Origin of the sequence: Altererythrobacter sp. GH1-8 (assembly GCF_043702085.1) — a bacterium.
Classification (GTDB): Bacteria; Pseudomonadota; Alphaproteobacteria; order Sphingomonadales; family Sphingomonadaceae; genus Erythrobacter.
This window is the reverse complement of sequence record NZ_CP171690.1, coordinates 2,065,495-2,080,889: the sequence shown is the minus strand read 5'-3', so window position 1 is coordinate 2,080,889 and position 15,395 is coordinate 2,065,495. Positions and strand designations below refer to the sequence as shown.

The window sequence follows — 15,395 nt, the reverse complement described above, 5'->3', positions numbered from 1 at the left end:
TGTTTATCCAATGTTGCAATGGCTCGATCCAGCAGGCAGGCTCGTATGGATCAGGTGTTTTGGGAGAACGGCTAAATGGCATTGGTTCGCGTGGTATTTTCTATCCTGGCCAGTCTTGGCTTGGCGGGCACCCCCCTCGCGGCGCAAGAACAGCCGATCCAACTACCACCCTTGAGCGCCTACGGCCAATTGCCGGAAATTGAAGATGCCGCAATCTCTCCTTCGGGAAAACACATCGCAGCCTTGCTGACAGTCAATGATGCACGCGTTCTCGCCATGTTTGGCGAAGGCAACACCCTCATCAACCGGCTCAATGTCGATGATCTGAAGATTCGCAGCTTTGATTGGGTGGGCGAGGACAGGCTACTGCTCGTCTACAGCACGACACAGAAGCTGGGCTTCAATTTCACCACTGACAAGCATGAGTTCTACACTGCATTGATCTTGCCGGCCGATCCAAACGGAGAAGGTGGAACTATTTTCGGCAAGCAGCGCAACCTCGTCAATGCAGTCTTCGGTGTTCATGGCGTCAGAGAGATTGATGGGCGTTGGTACGGATTCTTCGGCGCGCTGGAACTTCAACGCGATGGACGGCTGGATTATCGCTTCAAGCACGGGCGTCCATACCTCTACCGCGTCGACCTCGAAGAACTCTCGGTCAAGAAGATCGAAAACGCCGCAAATGAAATTTCCTCGCGAGACTGGCTGGTTGACGCGCAGGGCAATGTCGCGGTCACATTCGACATCAACGATGAAAATGGCCGCTGGGAAATGCGCGGGCCTGGCAAGCAAGTGCTGGTCGAAGGGCAATCTCCCTCGGGGCGCGCATGGTTGATCGGACTCGGCAAGGATGGAACCACCGCAATCTATGGCGAGCGAGATGGAGAGGCTGAGACACGCTGGTACGAGATCGCCCTGACAGGCGGCACCCCCGAGCCGTTTCTCGAAGACCTTGACGTAGAGCGGCTCTATTTCGACGATCAGACCGGACATCTCAGCGGATATTTGCTCGATAACGAGACACCACAGCCGGTGTTCTTCAATCCAGCCGAATCGGCGGCGGCAAGAAAGGTTCGCCAAGCCTTCCGCGAGCTGGAAATGCGGATGGTCGACTGGACCGATGACCTCAATCACATGATTGTCCGCACAAGCGGCAATATGGACAGTGGGAGCTGGTTCACTGTCGATGTAGCAAACCTCACCGCGCAGGCGTTTGCTTATGAGCGCAACGCAATTCTCCCGCAGCATGTCGGCAACATTTCAACGTTCGAATATGCAGCGTCGGACGGACTGGAAATGGATGGGATCCTTACCTTGCCGCCGGGCAGGGAAGCCAAGCAGCTGCCACTTGTCATGTTGCCCCACGGCGGACCGCATTCCTACGATTCAGAAAGCTTCGACTGGTGGGCTCAGGCCTTCGCGTCGCGTGGATATGCGGTCTTCCAACCGAATTTCCGCGGATCGACCAACCGAGACGGTGCCTTCCGCCGCGCAGGCTATGGCGAGTGGGGCCGCAAGATGCAGACCGACAAGTCGGATGGCATGATGGCTTTGGCAGAAGCGGGCATTATCGACCCCGAACGTGCTTGCATCGTGGGGGCAAGCTATGGCGGCTATGCGGCACTTGCAGGTGTCACTTTGCAGCAAGGCCTTTACAAGTGTGCCGTTGCCGTTGCTCCTGTTTCCGACATCAAGCGGATGTATCTTGAAGACTATCGCGCGACCGGTAACGAGCGCACAACGAAGGTCGCTTTGCTCGAACAACTCGGACCGCGCGAGACATGGGATGCGGTCTCACCCCATCGCCATGCATCAAACGCCGATGCGCCCATTCTCCTGATCCATGGCAAGGACGATACCGTCGTGCCCTACACGCACTCGACGCGAATGGCAGATGCCTTGAAGGACGCGGGAAAGCCATACGAACTTGTCACGCTGGACGGCGAAGATCACTGGCTCTCGAAATCGGAAACACGCAAGACGATGCTCGAAACCGCTGTCAGCTTTGTCGAAAGGCACAATCCACCCGACTAACGGCCGCTAAATCAGCCCGGCTTGCTCCAGCGCCGCATCAACCTGCTTGCGCGATTCTACGCTCGCGCTCACCAACGGCAGGCGGACATCGGGAGAAATGTAATCGTGCACGCGGCTCAGCGCATATTTGACCGGCGCGGGGCTAGCATCAGAAAACATTGCATAATGCAAGGGAAACAGGCGATCATTGAGCTCGCGCGCCTTCTTCAACTCATTGGCAGCTATCGCTGCATGGAATTCAGCGCACAGCGCTGGCGCCACATTCGCGGTGACAGAGATAGCCCCCTTCCCGCCTGCTGCCGAGTGCGGAAGCCATAACTCGTCATTGCCGGAAAGCTGGCAAAACTCTCGTCCGATCCCCATCCGATGGTCAGCGACCCGCGACAGATCCCCGCTCGCATCCTTGATCGCGATGATCCGGTCGGGGTACTTCTTGACCAGCGCGACGACTGTATCGTCCTCGATATCCGTCACTGTCCTGCTCGGCACATTGTAAAGCACAATCGGCAGGTCCGATTGCTCGGCGAGAAAGCTGAAATGCGCGATCAGGCCAGCCTGGCTCGGCCGGTTATAATAGGGCGCAACACAAAGGCCTGCTGCAGCTCCGGCCTTCTTCGAAAAATTCATGTGGAGCAGCGCATTCTGGGTGTCATTGGAACCACAGCCAGCGATCACCGGAACACGCCCGGCCGCTTGCTCGATACACACTTCAATCACTCGATGATGCTCAGCATTGGACAGCGTCGAAGCTTCACCCGTGGTTCCGCAAGGCACCAGTGCAGCACTACCTTGCTCGATTTGCCAATCGACCAGTTTGCGGAAAGCCGCTTCATCGAACTTGCCGCCGCTGAACGGAGTGACCAAAGCCGGGATCGAGCCGCTGAACATCGCAAATTTCCTTAGTATCGCTCGATTTGAGCGCAATTGTGGAACACTTGGGCGCACTGGCCGCTTTATTCACGCGCTGATAAGGAGAGTTTGACTATTATGTCCAGCATGGACAGCACTGTGGTACCACATAGCGGATCAAAATTTGCGCGTTACGGCAACGCGACAACGGCTTTGGCTATCGCAGCCAGTAGCCTGGCCTTTCTGGCTGTATCGCTTCCGGCAACCGCTCAAGCGCCTGGACTTTCGGATCAGGCGCGCGGCAGCCTGATAGCGCAGCAGCCCACGGGCATCTCGCAAGCGGTCGCTCGCTGGGAGTTTCTGACAGAAGCACGCAACACTGATCTGGGGTTTGATGCCTACGCCGGTTTCGCGCTCAAATATCCTGAGTTTCCGCGCACTTCCCTGATCCGTGTTCGTGCAGAGAATGCGCTCGAAAAAGGCACGCCATCGAGCGAGACGCTGGTTGGCTATTTCGACCGTCACCCGCCGCTGACCAATCCGGCGCGGGCGCGTTATGCTCTGGCGCTAGCAGCGTTGCAACGTTCTGAAGCGGAAGCGGTCGCTCGAGAAGCCTGGCGGGGCGGCAAGATGAGCAGCCCGTCCGAAGCATACCTCTTCGGCGGCTATTCCAGTGCATTTACTCAAGCCGACCATGATGCACGCATGGATGCACTCCTCTGGCAGGGCGAGGAGGAAGCTGCCCGGCGGCAGATCGCATACGTATCTGCAAGCAAGCGCGATATGTTCGCCGCCCGGCTGGCTCTCGTCGAGGACAAGACCCCCTCATCTATCGGATTGACCGTGCCGGAAGGTGCTTGGGCTGATCCGGGCTATGTCTACAATCTGTCGCGTTACTATCGCACTTCGCGGCAAGTACCGGCGGCGGTGAACCTTCTCGCCAACCGTTCGCCTTTCGCTAAACCCGTGCATGACCCGGAAGACATGGTTGGTGAGATGCTTAGCGTCGCAAAGGCGGCGAACGCGGATTCCGCGGTACGTATCGCCAGCAAGGTCGATGACCTGTTCGAGCCAGGCTATGATGTATCAAACGGCTCATTCGCATTGCGCGACCGCTATACCGACCTGATGTGGCTGGGCGGCACGAAGGCCTTGTGGGAAATGGGCGATGGCGCGAAGGCCTCCCCACTGTTCTATCGCTACGGCCTCGGCGCGAAGACTCCGCTGACCCGCTCAAAGGGTTTTTACTGGGCAGGACGCGCTGCGCGTCAGGCTGGTTTTGAAGCGAAAGCGGTCGAATATTTCGAACAGGCGGCCGCATTCCCGCACTACTATTATGGCCAGCTTGCTCTGTCTGCGCTGGGCAAGCCCATGCCGAACTTTGCAGCAATGCCGCAGGTCACGATCTCGGCTGAAAAACGGGCCGAATTCAATGCGCGCTCCGATGTACAGGCACTGCGGGCAATGGCGAAGGACCGCCGTGACTGGCGCACTGAACGCCGTTTCTTCGAAGCGATCTCGGACGCCGCACAGTCTCCTGAAGATATGACCCTTGTCGCACAGCTTGCAGGTGAAACAGGGCTTGATGAATTCGCAGTCGTTGCGGGTATGTCTGCTGGTGAGCACGGTCTTAGTGGATTTGAGCGCCTCGGCTTTCCTACAGTCGACACGCCACCCGGTACATACTGGACGATGGTCCATGCGATTTCACGACAGGAAAGCGAATTCGACCGCACCCGCGTCAGCCATGCAGGCGCGCGCGGCGTGATGCAGTTGATGCCCGGCACGGCGCGCGAGCAGGCAGGCAAGATCGGCATGCATTACATGTCCGCCGACCTGACCGCCGATCCGCTTTACAACATCCGTCTGGGCGACGGTTATTTCAAGCGGATGCTGGATTATTACGACGGCTCCTATCCGCTCGCTTTTGGCGCCTATAACGCCGGGCCTGGCCGGGTGAACCAGTGGATCCGCATGAATGGCGATCCACGCACTGGCGCAATCGACTACCAGACATGGATCGAGAAGATCCCGGCCAATTTCGAGACCCGCTATTACATCATGCGGGTTCTGGGGAATGCGGTCACATATAGTAACATGTACCCTGACAAGGCCGGTACGCCGCGTACGATCGACTACTATCTGCAGAAGTAATTCGCTGATATCAGCGCTCGGCAATGGCAAATGTGGACGGTCCTCCGATTACGGCTGTAGGCATGGCCGCGCTCAAGGCGCGTTATGACCACTTGCTCGGTAAAGAACGCCCGGAAATCGTTGAGATCGTCAGCTGGGCGGCTGGCAATGGTGACCGCAGCGAGAACGGCGATTACCTTTACGGGCGCAAGCGCATGCGCGAAATCGACCGGGAACTTGCGCATCTGGCGAAGCGCATGAAAGCGCTGCGCGTTGTGAATCCGGCAGAGCAACCAGACAAATCGCGGATATTCTTCGGCGCAAAGGTGACGCTCACCGATGAAAACGATAATGAACGCATGGTTACACTTGTCGGTGACGACGAACAGGACGCTGGCAAGGGGCTGATCGGATGGAGTTCACCTATGGCGAAAGCCCTGCGAGGCGCTGAAGTGGGCGATCTGAGGACCGTGCGCTTGCCCGGCGGTGAAAAAGAATGGGAAGTGGTCGCGATTGACTATTCGTAAGCCAGCCTTTGCGATTGCGCTCGTTCTTTGTCTTACCGCGCTTCCCCTCGCCGCGAAGCAGGACCTGGGAGTGTTCGGGAACTGGGCGGCTTTCCGCGATGCGGAATCCCCTCGCTGTTATGCCATTGCCAAAGCCGACGCGCCGGTGCTCGAGAGCGAGAAATACCGCGACTACGAGCCCTATGCGAGCGTTGGCACATGGCCTGAACAAGGCATTCGCAATCAGCTGCATTTCCGCTTGTCCCGCCAGATCAGACAGAACTCACGCGTCACCCTGATCATTGACGGGAAGTCCTGGGCTCTGCGGGGTGGCGGCGGAGATGCGTGGACCAGCGATCAGCGGATGGATGCACAGGTCCTCGCGGCGATGCGGTCCGCCACGCGAATGACTGTGCGCGGTACTGACGCGCGCGGACGCCTGTTCACCAATCGGTATGATCTGCAAGGGGCAGCAACCGCGATTGATGCGGCACAATTGGGCTGCTCAACGCGCAGCTGATCCACTATGCGTCCCCGCTAGCCAAATCGCCCATCGCGCCTTATATGCGCGCTCAATCATGGCAGACACGACCCTCATGTCGATCCCCGGACAGGTGGATCCCGTACCCGTCGCGCGTGACATCACGCCGCGCGCCGATGGCCGTATCGACCTGATGGGCCTTCCAAAGTCGCGCATTCGCGAGCTTTTTGCAGAAGCCGGACTTGACGCAAAGCAAGCCAAGCTGCGCTCAAAACAGGTCTTCCACTGGATCTACCACCGCGGCGCGTCCGAGTTCAGCGCGATGACGGACATTTCCAAAACCATGCGGCCATGGCTCGAAGAACGCTTTGTGATCGCCCGTCCCCAGGTTGTCGAAGCGCAGCATTCGACTGACGGAACACGCAAATGGCTGCTGCGAACCGCTGATGGCCACGACTTTGAGATGGTTTTCATCCCTGATGCAGATCGCGGAACGCTGTGTGTATCCAGCCAGGTCGGATGCACACTCAATTGCCGCTTCTGCCACACGGGGACGATGAAACTGGTGCGCAACCTCACTCCCGGAGAGATCGTCGGTCAGGTGATGTTGGCGCGCGATGCGCTGGGTGAATGGCCCAAGGGCAAGATGGATTTCAGCGATGATGCCGATGAAAGCGAATATCGCGCGGACGGGCGTCTACTGACCAACATCGTGATGATGGGTATGGGTGAGCCGCTCTACAATTTTGAGAACGTGCGCGATGCATTGAACCTCGTGATGGACGGCGAAGGGCTAGCTTTGTCGAAGCGCCGCATTACTCTTTCCACCAGCGGAGTGGTGCCGATGATGGAGCGCTGCGGCGAGGAGATCGGTGTGAACCTTGCTGTCAGCCTGCACGCAGTGACCAAGGAAATCCGCGACGAAATCGTCCCGCTCAACAAGAAGTACGGGATCGAGGAATTGCTCGAAGCCTGCGCGGCGTATCCGGGCGCAAGCAATGCCCGCAGGATCACGTTCGAATATGTCATGCTCAAGGACAAGAACGATAGCGACGAGCATGCGCGAGAGCTCGTCCGGCTGATCCGCGATTACAAACTGCCAGCGAAAGTGAACCTCATTCCGTTCAATCCGTGGCCCGGTTCTCAATACGAGTGCTCCTCGCCAGAACGGATCAAGGCTTTTTCGAACATCGTATTTGAAGGCGGGATCAGCGCGCCTGTGCGTACTCCGAGGGGCCGGGACATCGATGCGGCCTGCGGGCAGCTCAAAACAGCGGCCGAGAAGAAAAGCCGCGCGCAGCGGGATCGCGAAGCTGCCGAGGCAGCAGTGGCCCAATGAGTTGGACCGTCGAGGCGATTTGCACGGGCAAGCCTGTGCCGTTCAACGGAGCGGAGAAGAGCGCTTTCGCAAAACAACCGGTCGATGGTGCGGTAAGGATCACCCTTGAAGGCATCGAGTCCGACGAGCAGGCCGACCGCAAGCACCATGGCGGCCCGGAGATGGCAATTCATCTCTATCCGCTTGACCACCATGAATTCTGGCGCGGCGCACTGATGGGTCACGAACTGCTTGACCAGCCCGGCGCGTTCGGCAGCAATCTTGCCGTGCAAGGGATCGATGAAGCACAGGTCCATATCGGTGACCGCTTTCGACTTGGCTCGGCACTGCTCGAGATCAGCCAGTCACGCCAGCCATGCTGGAAGATTGAACACCGCTTTCAGCGCAAGGGCATGGTCGCAATGATCATCGAAACGGGCAAATGCGGCTGGTATTTCCGGGTCTTGGAGGAAGGTGTCGCTAAGCCAGGTGACACGCTCGAGCGTGTCGAGACGGGCCATGAGAGTTGGAGCGTCGAACGGGCATTTCTGACACTGTTTTCACCCATTTCGGACAAGGACAATTTGGCTCAGCTAGCCGCATTGGACCGACTGAGCCCCGATCACAAAGCCCGCGCTGCTCGGCGCGCCGACAGCTGAACCTTTCAAGTTACCGCAAACGAGGGGCATCCAGTCCTTAATGGCGCGGAAACTCTGGATGTTCAGCTTGGGTTGTCGCCTCTAGCTGCATTAGAAACCTCACAAAATTCTATTGAGGATACTCCGATGAAAAAGACTGTACTTGCTATCGCCGCTGCGGCGCTCACCATTCCGGCAGCCCCTGTCCTTGCTGACCCGCCGCCCCATGCGCCGGCACACGGCAAACGCGCCAAGGATCGCGCCGCAATTTACGATTCTCGCGGATATTACCTCGAGCCGCGCCGGATCACGCGCTCCAGCTATATGTGGCAGGGCAAGGACGGAAAGTATTATTGCAAACGTGACAACGGCACGACGGGCCTCGTCATTGGTGCTGGCGTTGGTGCGTTAGCGGGCCACGAGCTGGCTGGCCGCGGCGACAAGACACTCGGAGCGATCCTGGGCGGAGCAGCGGGCGCGATCATTGGCCGCGAAATCGATCGCGGAAGCCTGAAATGCCGTTAAGCGACTGATCGCATCTCGGAAATTGAGAGGACCGCAATTCCCGATATTGGGACTTGCGGCCTTTTCTTATGCGGCATTGTGTGATCAAAGTGGGTGATGAACCCGCCCGCAGTTCTCGTCACAGGTGGCGCCGTCCGGATTGGCGCCGCGATTGTCCGCCGATTTGCCGACGCCGGCTGGCACGTCATCATTCATTATCGCAGCTCGAGCGGCGAAGCAGATGCGCTCGCCAAGACATTGCCATCGGCAGAGACAATCGGCTGTGACCTAAATGATGGGGAAGCAGCGGTCGCGATGGTCGAAACTCTTGCTCGGAAAACTTCCAATTGGCGTTGCCTCGTCAACAGCGCATCGGTTTTTGATTACGACAGTGTAACCGCGCTCGATCCCGAAACGAACCGGGAAGCAATGCAAGTCAACGCTGTCACTCCTGCCCGCATGGCGCAAGCCTTTCTCTCTTCGGCATCAGCCGAGGGTGGCCGGCGCGTTATCCAGGTTACTGACCAGAAGCTTGAGAACCCCAATCCGGACTTCTTCAGCTACACCATGAGCAAGCACGCGCTGGATGCGACCATCCCAATGATGGCGATCGCGCACCAGCACAGCGAAGATCGGATCTACGGCCTCGCACCGGGCGCAATCCTTGCGAGCCACGATCAGACCGAAGACGAGACCGAGCTATCGCACAGGCTCAATCCGCTTGCGCGCAAGACAGCCGCGAATGAAATCGCCGACGCGGCGCTGTTCTTGGCCAGCGGCAGTCTGCGCAGCGGTGAAACACTCTTCATCGACAGCGGGCAGCACCTGCTGAATCAGGATCGGGACGTCATCTACCTGGCGCGGGAGATGGCCGCGCTCAATTGACTGAGCCACTTGGACAGGAGAGTTCGTGAAAAAGCACGCGTTATCGACAAGGCTGTGGCACTGGATCAATTTTATCAGCCTCACGATATTGTTCATGAGCGGGCTGAACATATCGAACGGCCATCGCCGCCTTTACTGGGGCGATTATGGCTTTGATGCAGCGGATGCATGGTTGCACGTGCCGCGCTTTCCGGGCTGGATGACCATCCCTGACTACTACAGCCTCGCGCAAGCGCGTGACTGGCACATTCTAGCCGCCTGGCCGTTTGCGCTCGCGCTGCTGTTCATGTGGATTGCCATGCTGCTCAATCGCCACTTCTGGCGTGACCTCAGGACTTCCCCGCGCGAATGGAGCCCGTCCGCGATCTGGAATGATATTGTCGAGCACCTGAAGCTCAATTTCGATCATGGCGATGCCAAGTTCAACTTCCTCCAGAAGCTGTCCTACGGCGTGGTCCTGGGCATCTTTCTGCCGATGATGGTCTTCACCGGCCTTGCGATCAGCCCGGGCTTTGAGCCAGCCGCGCCTTGGCTGGTCGATATACTGGGCGGACGGCAAAGCGCGCGATCGCTCCACTTCATCTTCGCCTTTGCGACTTTCGCGTTCTTCGTGGTGCATATCACATTGGTGTTGCTCAATAAGCCGGTCCGCTACGTCTGGGACATGATTACAGGAGGTAAGGCATGAAACGCAGAGCCGCATTGGCGGGGATTGCCGCCCTTTTCACCGGAGCCTGCTCCAAGATTGCCGATAGCAAGACCGGTTCTGCGCTGATGGATGCGGCCGAGGACTGGCACATGAAAGCGCATCGCGCACTCGCGAACAGGCAAGCGCTGGCGCGTGAGTATGCACCTGAAGATCGCTCCCCCACCTTCCGCGCAAACGGTTCTCGCACTGTCGATACCGATTTCTATCGCGAGCAATTGGTCAATGGCTTTGAGGATTGGCGGCTGGATGTGCGTGGGCTGGTCGCGACACCGCTATCTCTTACGCTGGACAACATTCGCGCCCTGCCCCAACGCACTCAGATCACCCGACACGATTGCGTTGAAGGCTGGAGCGCGATTGGCGAATGGACCGGGCCTCAGCTGTCGCTGCTGCTCGATCAGGCTGGTGTGATGGAAGAAGCCAACTTCATCGTGTTCCGCTGCGCCGATAGGCTTAATGGCGGCGATTATTACGAGAGCATCGATATGGTCGATGCCTATCACCCGCAAACCATTGTCGCGCATATGCTGAACGGAGAGCCCGTTCCGGAAGGCAATGGCGCACCCTTGCGGATGCGGGTTGAGCGGCAATTGGGCTACAAGCATCCCAAGTACCTTACCGCGATCGAAGCGGTGGCGAGCCTGGACGATATTGGCGAAGGCAAAGGCGGCTATTGGGAAGACCGCGCGGATTACCAATGGTATGCGGGGATCTGACCTTCAGCTTTCTGGATATTTGCGCTGCATCGCTTCCCAATCGGAGGTGATCATCTGCTCCAGCACGCCCATATCCACATCAGCAAGCTTGTTGATGTAAAGGCAGCTCTTGCCGGTTGTGTACTTGCCCAGCTTGGCTAGCAGTTCGTCACGGCGCTTGGCTGCTATGTCATCGCAATAGCCACCCATGAGGTATAGTGAGTGCCTGGCCTTTCGCGGTGAGAACCCCGCGCGCATCCAATGCACGTCGCGCCCACTGGCATAGGTTGTGCGATATTGTCCGTAACCGATGATCGAGGGGCCCCACATTTGCGGCTTTTCGCCCGTAATCTTGCGAAAGAGCGCATCGATATTCTTGGCTTCTTCGCGTTTTGCCTCAGGCTCAACGCCAGCGATGAAGTCAGCCGGAACGACTTCCGTGATCTGCGTCTTCGCCTCTGCCATCACCGCCCCTCCCCAGTCTCGCATTGACAGGCTAGCGCCCACAACGCAGTCTGTCATCTGGAGCGGACAGAGGGGACCAGCAAGATCATGTGGTTGCTTGATAAATTTCTGAAGAAGGTCATTCGCGAAGGCCAGCTTGTTGTCACCGATCACGATGGCAAGGTCTATGAATTCGGCGCGCCGTCCCCTGAGCAAGTCCAACCGCTGAAAATCAAGCTGACTCATCCCAAGGCTGCCAACCATATCGCCCGCTATCCTCAGCTGGGCGCGGGCGAAGCCTTCATGTGGGAATGGCTGGTGATCGAGGAACCGCATGACGTGCGTGACCTGATCCTGTTCGTTACGATGAACACGAAGCGCATCGGCGACAGCGCGATCCAGTCGCAAGGCAAACTCGGCAAACTGGCGCAGAAAGCGATCGCAAAGCTCGACGGGATCAATTTGCGCTCCAGCGCGCGCAAAAACGCCGAATTCACCTACAACCTCACGCGCGAGCTCTACGAACGCTTCCTCGACGAAGACCGCCAATACACCATGGCCTATTACCGTGGGGACCCGGAGACCACCTCGCTCGAGCAGGCGCAGATGGACAAGAAAGCGCATATCGCGGCCAAGCTCTATATGCAGCCGGGTCAGTGCGAAGGGATGCGCGTCCTCGATATCGGATGCGGCTGGGGTGGCTTCGCAATGTATCTCCACGAGATGTATGGCGTCGAAGTGCTCGGCGTCGCGCTCGCCCCTGACCAGATCAAGTTCTGTCAGGAACGCGCTGAAGCCGCTGGCGTGGCGGACAAAGTCAAGTTCGAACTGATGGACTATCGCGATGTCCAGGGCACGTTTGATCGCATTTCATCGGTCGGCGTGCTCGAACATGTCGGAACGATCCACTACCCGCAGTTCTTCGAGCACACCAACCGCTTGCTGACCGATCAGGGCGTGATGGTGAGCCATTGCTGCGGGCGCACCGGCCCTCCCGGCTTTACCGATGCCTGGACCCGCAAATATATCTTCCCTGGCGGTTATATCCCCGCGCTCTCAGAGCTGGTGACAGAAAGCGAGAAGAATGGCTGGCAGGTAATGGACGTCGAAGCGATGCGGTTCCATTACTCGCACACGCTGGAGGAATGGTACAACCGCACTGTCATGCACCGTGAGGAAATCACGGAGATGTATGACGACACCTTCTACCGGATGTGGCTGTTCTATCTTGCCGGCGCAGAACAGAGCTTCCGCCACGGCACGATGGTCAACTGGCAGATCCAATATGTGAAGGACCGCGCAGCAATCCCGATGACGCGGGAGTATCTCGAGCTTGAGGAAGCGCGGCTGCGCTCTGTTGGCAAGGTTCCCAGCTGGCGGTTCGATCCGGCGCTGAAAGAGGCTGCGGAGTAACCTGCCGCATCACTTGTGCGAAAGAAGTATTTAAGAGGGCGCAGAACACAGGAGCAGTCTTGAGCAACGCGTTGATCGATCGTTTTCTTGGCTCTGCCATTAAGCATGGACGCTTGATGATTACGATGCCATCAGGCGCCAGGTACGAACTTGGCGCGCCTGAACCAGGTTATCCTGAAGTCGCGATCCGGCTGACGGACAACAAGGCCGCCCGCGACATCTTGCTCGACCCGCGGCTTGGCGCTGGCGAAGCCTACATGGACGGCCGCATCGTCATTGAGCAAGGCGATGTGATGAGCCTCGTACAACTCATTCGCATGAACAAGCCATTTGAGCGGGGGGCGGAGCTGAGAGGCCCCTCGCCCTGGCGCAAGTTTCGCGACCGCGCGAAGTTCCTTGCCGGTCAGGTCAACGAGGCCCGCTCGTCGAGGCGCAACGTCGCGCATCATTATGATATCGGCAACGAACTCTACAAACTGATGCTCGATCCCGAGCATATGCAATACAGCTGCGCCTATTGGCCGCGCGACGGCATGACGTTGGCTCAGGCACAGGAAGCCAAGCTCGCGCATATCGCCGCGAAACTCGACTTGCGGCGCGGGCAGCGTGTCCTCGATATCGGTTGCGGATGGGGCGGAATGGCGATCTACCTCGCCAAGCATTTCGATATGACGGTAACCGGTATCACGCTCTCGGAGCAACAGTTGGCCCTTGCCAAACAGCGCGCCCAAGATGCAGGCGTAGCTGACCGGGTGTCCTTCCAGCTCGTCGATTATCGCGACCTTGCCAAGCAAGGCCACCAGTTCGACCGGATCGTGTCCGTCGGCATGTTCGAACATGTGGGCAGACCGCAATTCGAAGAATTTTTCCGCTCTTGCCATAACCTGCTCACAGATACCGGCGTGATGCTCTTGCACACGATCGGGCGCTTCGGTGGCCCCGGCAAGACGGACGCCTTCACCAGCAAATACATCTTTCCCGGCGGTTACATCCCTGCTCTGTCAGAGACGCTCGCGGCGAGCGAGAGATGCCGCCTGATCCATACCGATATCGAGACGCTGCGGCTCCACTACGCCAGGACCCTGCGCGAGTGGTACGCCAACTGCGAGGCAAACCGGGAGGCCATCATCGCTATGATGGACGAACGCTTCTACCGCATGTGGACCTTTTACCTCGCCGGTGCGACCGCTGCCTTCGAAAGCGGCGGTATGGGCAATTACCAGATCCAGTTCGCGAAGAACCGCCACACGCTTCCGCTGACCCGCGATTACATGGGCGAGACCGAGAAGAACCTGCTCGGTCAGGCAGCCTCAGCCGGCTCTCGTTTGAACCAGACATAGACCGGGCCGAAGCCCATCAGTGCCGCTCCGACAAAGGGCAGTGCCACAACCCATAGGCGCACTCCAGTCAGGCCTTCGGGGCTCGCAATGCTGATCGCAGCCGTCATGGCAAGTCCGATGCAGATCGCAAGGACCCCCAGCACCACCCGAAGCTTCGGGACCGTGCGCCCTCCCCGGATTGGTCCAAACACGCGTTCTGCGCGCGCGAAGACGGCAATCATGGGCAGGAGCGCGAGGATGTAAACCGCAATCCAGATCGGCCGTGTCCACCACCATTCAGCCGTGCCAGGATACATCTCCAGCCCGATTCCGCCGGCCAACCATGCCAGCACCATCACCAGCACGAAGGCGGTCAGATGCCACAAATAGACTGTCATGATCATGCCGTTCATCAGCACCGTGGCAGTCCACAAAGCGAGATTGTCGAGCAGCTTGCGTCCCCACGGCTCCAGCGTCAGTACGAGGCCCGTCTGCGTGACACCCAATGCCAGCAAAGCAATCGTTGGCGGCATGGAGTTCGTGATCTCCGCGCCGGGAACACCGATCATCGCGATCGGATAGGGGCCAAACACGGTAAGCCAAACCAGCGCCGCCAGACCTACTGCAAGAAGCATCACAGCGACACCGCCTCCAATCCTGCCATCCTGCCACGCGTAGCCGAGTTGATGAATGCCGACCCAGACGAAAAGGAAGTTCGCGAAGTTCACATAGGGCACATTTTGTAAGAGGGTGAGATAGTCAATCGCCCACGCACCGAGCACCAGTCCCAGAAAGCTTAGCCAGCCAAACTTCTTCCAAAGCTTCAAACTGAGCGGCGTGATTGCGGTCACCAGCAGATAGACAGCGAGGAACCACACCGGCACCAGCGCTAGCTGCGTCGCCATCTTGACGTTGTCGCGGTCCATGCCTGCCATGGTCATTGCGAAGGCCAGCGCCGCCCACAGCAGCAGCACTGGAAAGACCGGGGTGATGAGCCGCTGCACGCGGCTTGCGAACCAGTCGCGATACACACCCTTTTGCCCTGGCTCGGCCTTGCGCAATCGCGCGCTCCAGCTCACGCCGTTGGAATAACCACCGACGAGGAAGAAAATGGGCATCACCTGAAAGCCCCAGGTCAGCCATTGCGACCACGGCAATATGCCGAGCAAATGTCCGCCCTGCACGGCGCCTGCTTCGTCGATATAGGGGGCGGCGACCAGCCAGTGCCCGAACACCACGGCGAGGATCGAGAGTGCGCGCAGGAAATCGACCCAGCGATTGCGCTCTGGAGGAGCCAATTGCGAGAGCTCGCGCGCTTGCGACCACAGGCTGCGCCTTCCGCCAGATCCCTTCGCAGAGCTTTGATTCACAGAACTATTCCCCCTCAGCAGTGTTTCGGAGGATATTGGAGGTCAGTTCTCATTGTGCAAGCAAATCTCCTTTCCGGGCGGCGCAAACCATTGCCTT

Annotated in this window: 15 protein-coding genes; 12 read left to right on the top strand and 3 right to left on the bottom strand. The window is 58.5% G+C overall.

Features of this window, described 5'->3' with window-relative positions:
• Window positions 1-75: 75 nt before the first annotated feature.
• Entirely contained in the window at window positions 76-2,034 is a 1,959-nt protein-coding gene (locus ACG9DO_RS10145) for an alpha/beta hydrolase family protein (protein WP_394727532.1), read from the top strand.
• Between the two features lie 6 nt (window positions 2,035-2,040).
• Here the strand turns inward: ACG9DO_RS10145 and dapA are convergent, their stop codons facing one another.
• Window positions 2,041-2,922, bottom strand: coding sequence for a 4-hydroxy-tetrahydrodipicolinate synthase (gene dapA, locus ACG9DO_RS10140; protein WP_394727530.1), 882 nt, complete (start codon window positions 2,920-2,922; stop codon window positions 2,041-2,043).
• Window positions 2,923-3,021: 99 nt separating this feature from the next.
• Between dapA and ACG9DO_RS10135 the strand changes: the two genes are divergently transcribed.
• The 9 genes from ACG9DO_RS10135 to ACG9DO_RS10095 all read left to right on the top strand — a co-directional run bounded on the left by ACG9DO_RS10135 (window position 3,022) and on the right by ACG9DO_RS10095 (window position 10,773).
• Window positions 3,022-5,037, top strand: coding sequence for a lytic transglycosylase domain-containing protein (locus ACG9DO_RS10135; RefSeq protein WP_394727528.1), 2,016 nt, complete (start codon window positions 3,022-3,024; stop codon window positions 5,035-5,037).
• Window positions 5,038-5,060: 23 nt separating this feature from the next.
• Window positions 5,061-5,543, top strand: a complete 483-nt coding sequence (locus tag ACG9DO_RS10130; RefSeq protein WP_394727526.1) for a GreA/GreB family elongation factor — start codon at window positions 5,061-5,063, stop codon at window positions 5,541-5,543.
• Entirely contained in the window at window positions 5,530-6,042 is a 513-nt protein-coding gene (locus ACG9DO_RS10125; protein ID WP_394727524.1) for a hypothetical protein, read from the top strand. Before ACG9DO_RS10130 ends, ACG9DO_RS10125 begins: the two co-directional genes overlap by 14 nt.
• Before the next feature lie 58 nt (window positions 6,043-6,100).
• Window positions 6,101-7,342, top strand: a complete 1,242-nt coding sequence (rlmN, locus tag ACG9DO_RS10120; RefSeq protein ID WP_394727522.1) for a 23S rRNA (adenine(2503)-C(2))-methyltransferase RlmN — start codon at window positions 6,101-6,103, stop codon at window positions 7,340-7,342.
• Window positions 7,339-7,980, top strand: coding sequence for an MOSC domain-containing protein (locus ACG9DO_RS10115; RefSeq protein WP_394727520.1), 642 nt, complete (start codon window positions 7,339-7,341; stop codon window positions 7,978-7,980). The genes rlmN and ACG9DO_RS10115 overlap by 4 nt, the downstream gene beginning before the upstream one ends.
• A 126-nt stretch (window positions 7,981-8,106) precedes the next feature.
• Window positions 8,107-8,484 carry a glycine zipper 2TM domain-containing protein gene (locus tag ACG9DO_RS10110; protein ID WP_394727518.1) on the top strand — a complete coding sequence of 126 codons (378 nt, stop codon included), beginning with the start codon at window positions 8,107-8,109 and terminating at the stop codon, window positions 8,482-8,484.
• A 96-nt stretch (window positions 8,485-8,580) separates the two neighbouring features.
• Complete coding sequence (locus ACG9DO_RS10105) at window positions 8,581-9,348, top strand: SDR family oxidoreductase (protein ID WP_394727516.1); 768 nt, start codon at window positions 8,581-8,583, stop codon at window positions 9,346-9,348.
• Window positions 9,349-9,373: 25 nt separating this feature from the next.
• Window positions 9,374-10,036: a cytochrome b/b6 domain-containing protein gene (locus ACG9DO_RS10100; RefSeq protein WP_394727514.1), complete on the top strand. Its 663-nt coding sequence runs from the start codon at window positions 9,374-9,376 to the stop codon at window positions 10,034-10,036.
• Window positions 10,033-10,773: a molybdopterin-dependent oxidoreductase gene (locus tag ACG9DO_RS10095; protein ID WP_394727512.1), complete on the top strand. Its 741-nt coding sequence runs from the start codon at window positions 10,033-10,035 to the stop codon at window positions 10,771-10,773. Before ACG9DO_RS10100 ends, ACG9DO_RS10095 begins: the two co-directional genes overlap by 4 nt.
• Before the next feature lie 3 nt (window positions 10,774-10,776).
• Here ACG9DO_RS10095 and ACG9DO_RS10090 read toward each other — a convergent pair whose 3' ends face one another.
• Window positions 10,777-11,217, bottom strand: coding sequence for a DUF1801 domain-containing protein (locus tag ACG9DO_RS10090; protein ID WP_394727510.1), 441 nt, complete (start codon window positions 11,215-11,217; stop codon window positions 10,777-10,779).
• A gap of 87 nt (window positions 11,218-11,304) precedes the next feature.
• Here ACG9DO_RS10090 and ACG9DO_RS10085 point away from each other — a divergent pair, with 87 nt between their 5' ends.
• Together ACG9DO_RS10085 and ACG9DO_RS10080 are read left to right on the top strand one after the other, a co-directional pair.
• Window positions 11,305-12,609, top strand: coding sequence for a class I SAM-dependent methyltransferase (locus tag ACG9DO_RS10085; protein WP_394727508.1), 1,305 nt, complete (start codon window positions 11,305-11,307; stop codon window positions 12,607-12,609).
• A gap of 59 nt (window positions 12,610-12,668) precedes the next feature.
• A complete protein-coding gene (locus ACG9DO_RS10080) occupies window positions 12,669-13,949 on the top strand; it encodes a class I SAM-dependent methyltransferase (RefSeq protein WP_394727506.1) in 1,281 nt (426 codons plus the stop codon).
• On the opposite strand, the gene ACG9DO_RS10075 is transcribed toward ACG9DO_RS10080, so the two are convergent.
• Window positions 13,910-15,298: an acyltransferase gene (locus ACG9DO_RS10075; RefSeq protein WP_394727504.1), complete on the bottom strand. Its 1,389-nt coding sequence runs from the start codon at window positions 15,296-15,298 to the stop codon at window positions 13,910-13,912. The genes ACG9DO_RS10080 and ACG9DO_RS10075 overlap by 40 nt on opposite strands.
• Window positions 15,299-15,395 lie beyond the last annotated feature (97 nt).

Bases quoted from the DNA above. Each gene is read 5' to 3' on its own strand.
- ACG9DO_RS10110 (WP_394727518.1), top strand. From the start codon at position 8,107: ATGAAAAAGACTGTACTTGCTATCGCCGCTGCGGCGCTCACCATTCCG.
- ACG9DO_RS10145 (WP_394727532.1), top strand. From the start codon at position 76: ATGGCATTGGTTCGCGTGGTATTTTCTATCCTGGCCAGTCTTGGCTTG.
- ACG9DO_RS10135 (WP_394727528.1), top strand. From the start codon at position 3,022: ATGTCCAGCATGGACAGCACTGTGGTACCACATAGCGGATCAAAATTT.
- ACG9DO_RS10095 (WP_394727512.1), top strand. From the start codon at position 10,033: ATGAAACGCAGAGCCGCATTGGCGGGGATTGCCGCCCTTTTCACCGGA.
- ACG9DO_RS10105 (WP_394727516.1), top strand. From the start codon at position 8,581: ATGAACCCGCCCGCAGTTCTCGTCACAGGTGGCGCCGTCCGGATTGGC.
- ACG9DO_RS10085 (WP_394727508.1), top strand. From the start codon at position 11,305: ATGTGGTTGCTTGATAAATTTCTGAAGAAGGTCATTCGCGAAGGCCAG.
- ACG9DO_RS10115 (WP_394727520.1), top strand. From the start codon at position 7,339: ATGAGTTGGACCGTCGAGGCGATTTGCACGGGCAAGCCTGTGCCGTTC.
- ACG9DO_RS10090 (WP_394727510.1), bottom strand. From the start codon at position 11,217: ATGGCAGAGGCGAAGACGCAGATCACGGAAGTCGTTCCGGCTGACTTC.
- dapA (WP_394727530.1), bottom strand. From the start codon at position 2,922: ATGTTCAGCGGCTCGATCCCGGCTTTGGTCACTCCGTTCAGCGGCGGC.
- rlmN (WP_394727522.1), top strand. From the start codon at position 6,101: ATGGCAGACACGACCCTCATGTCGATCCCCGGACAGGTGGATCCCGTA.
- ACG9DO_RS10130 (WP_394727526.1), top strand. From the start codon at position 5,061: ATGGCAAATGTGGACGGTCCTCCGATTACGGCTGTAGGCATGGCCGCG.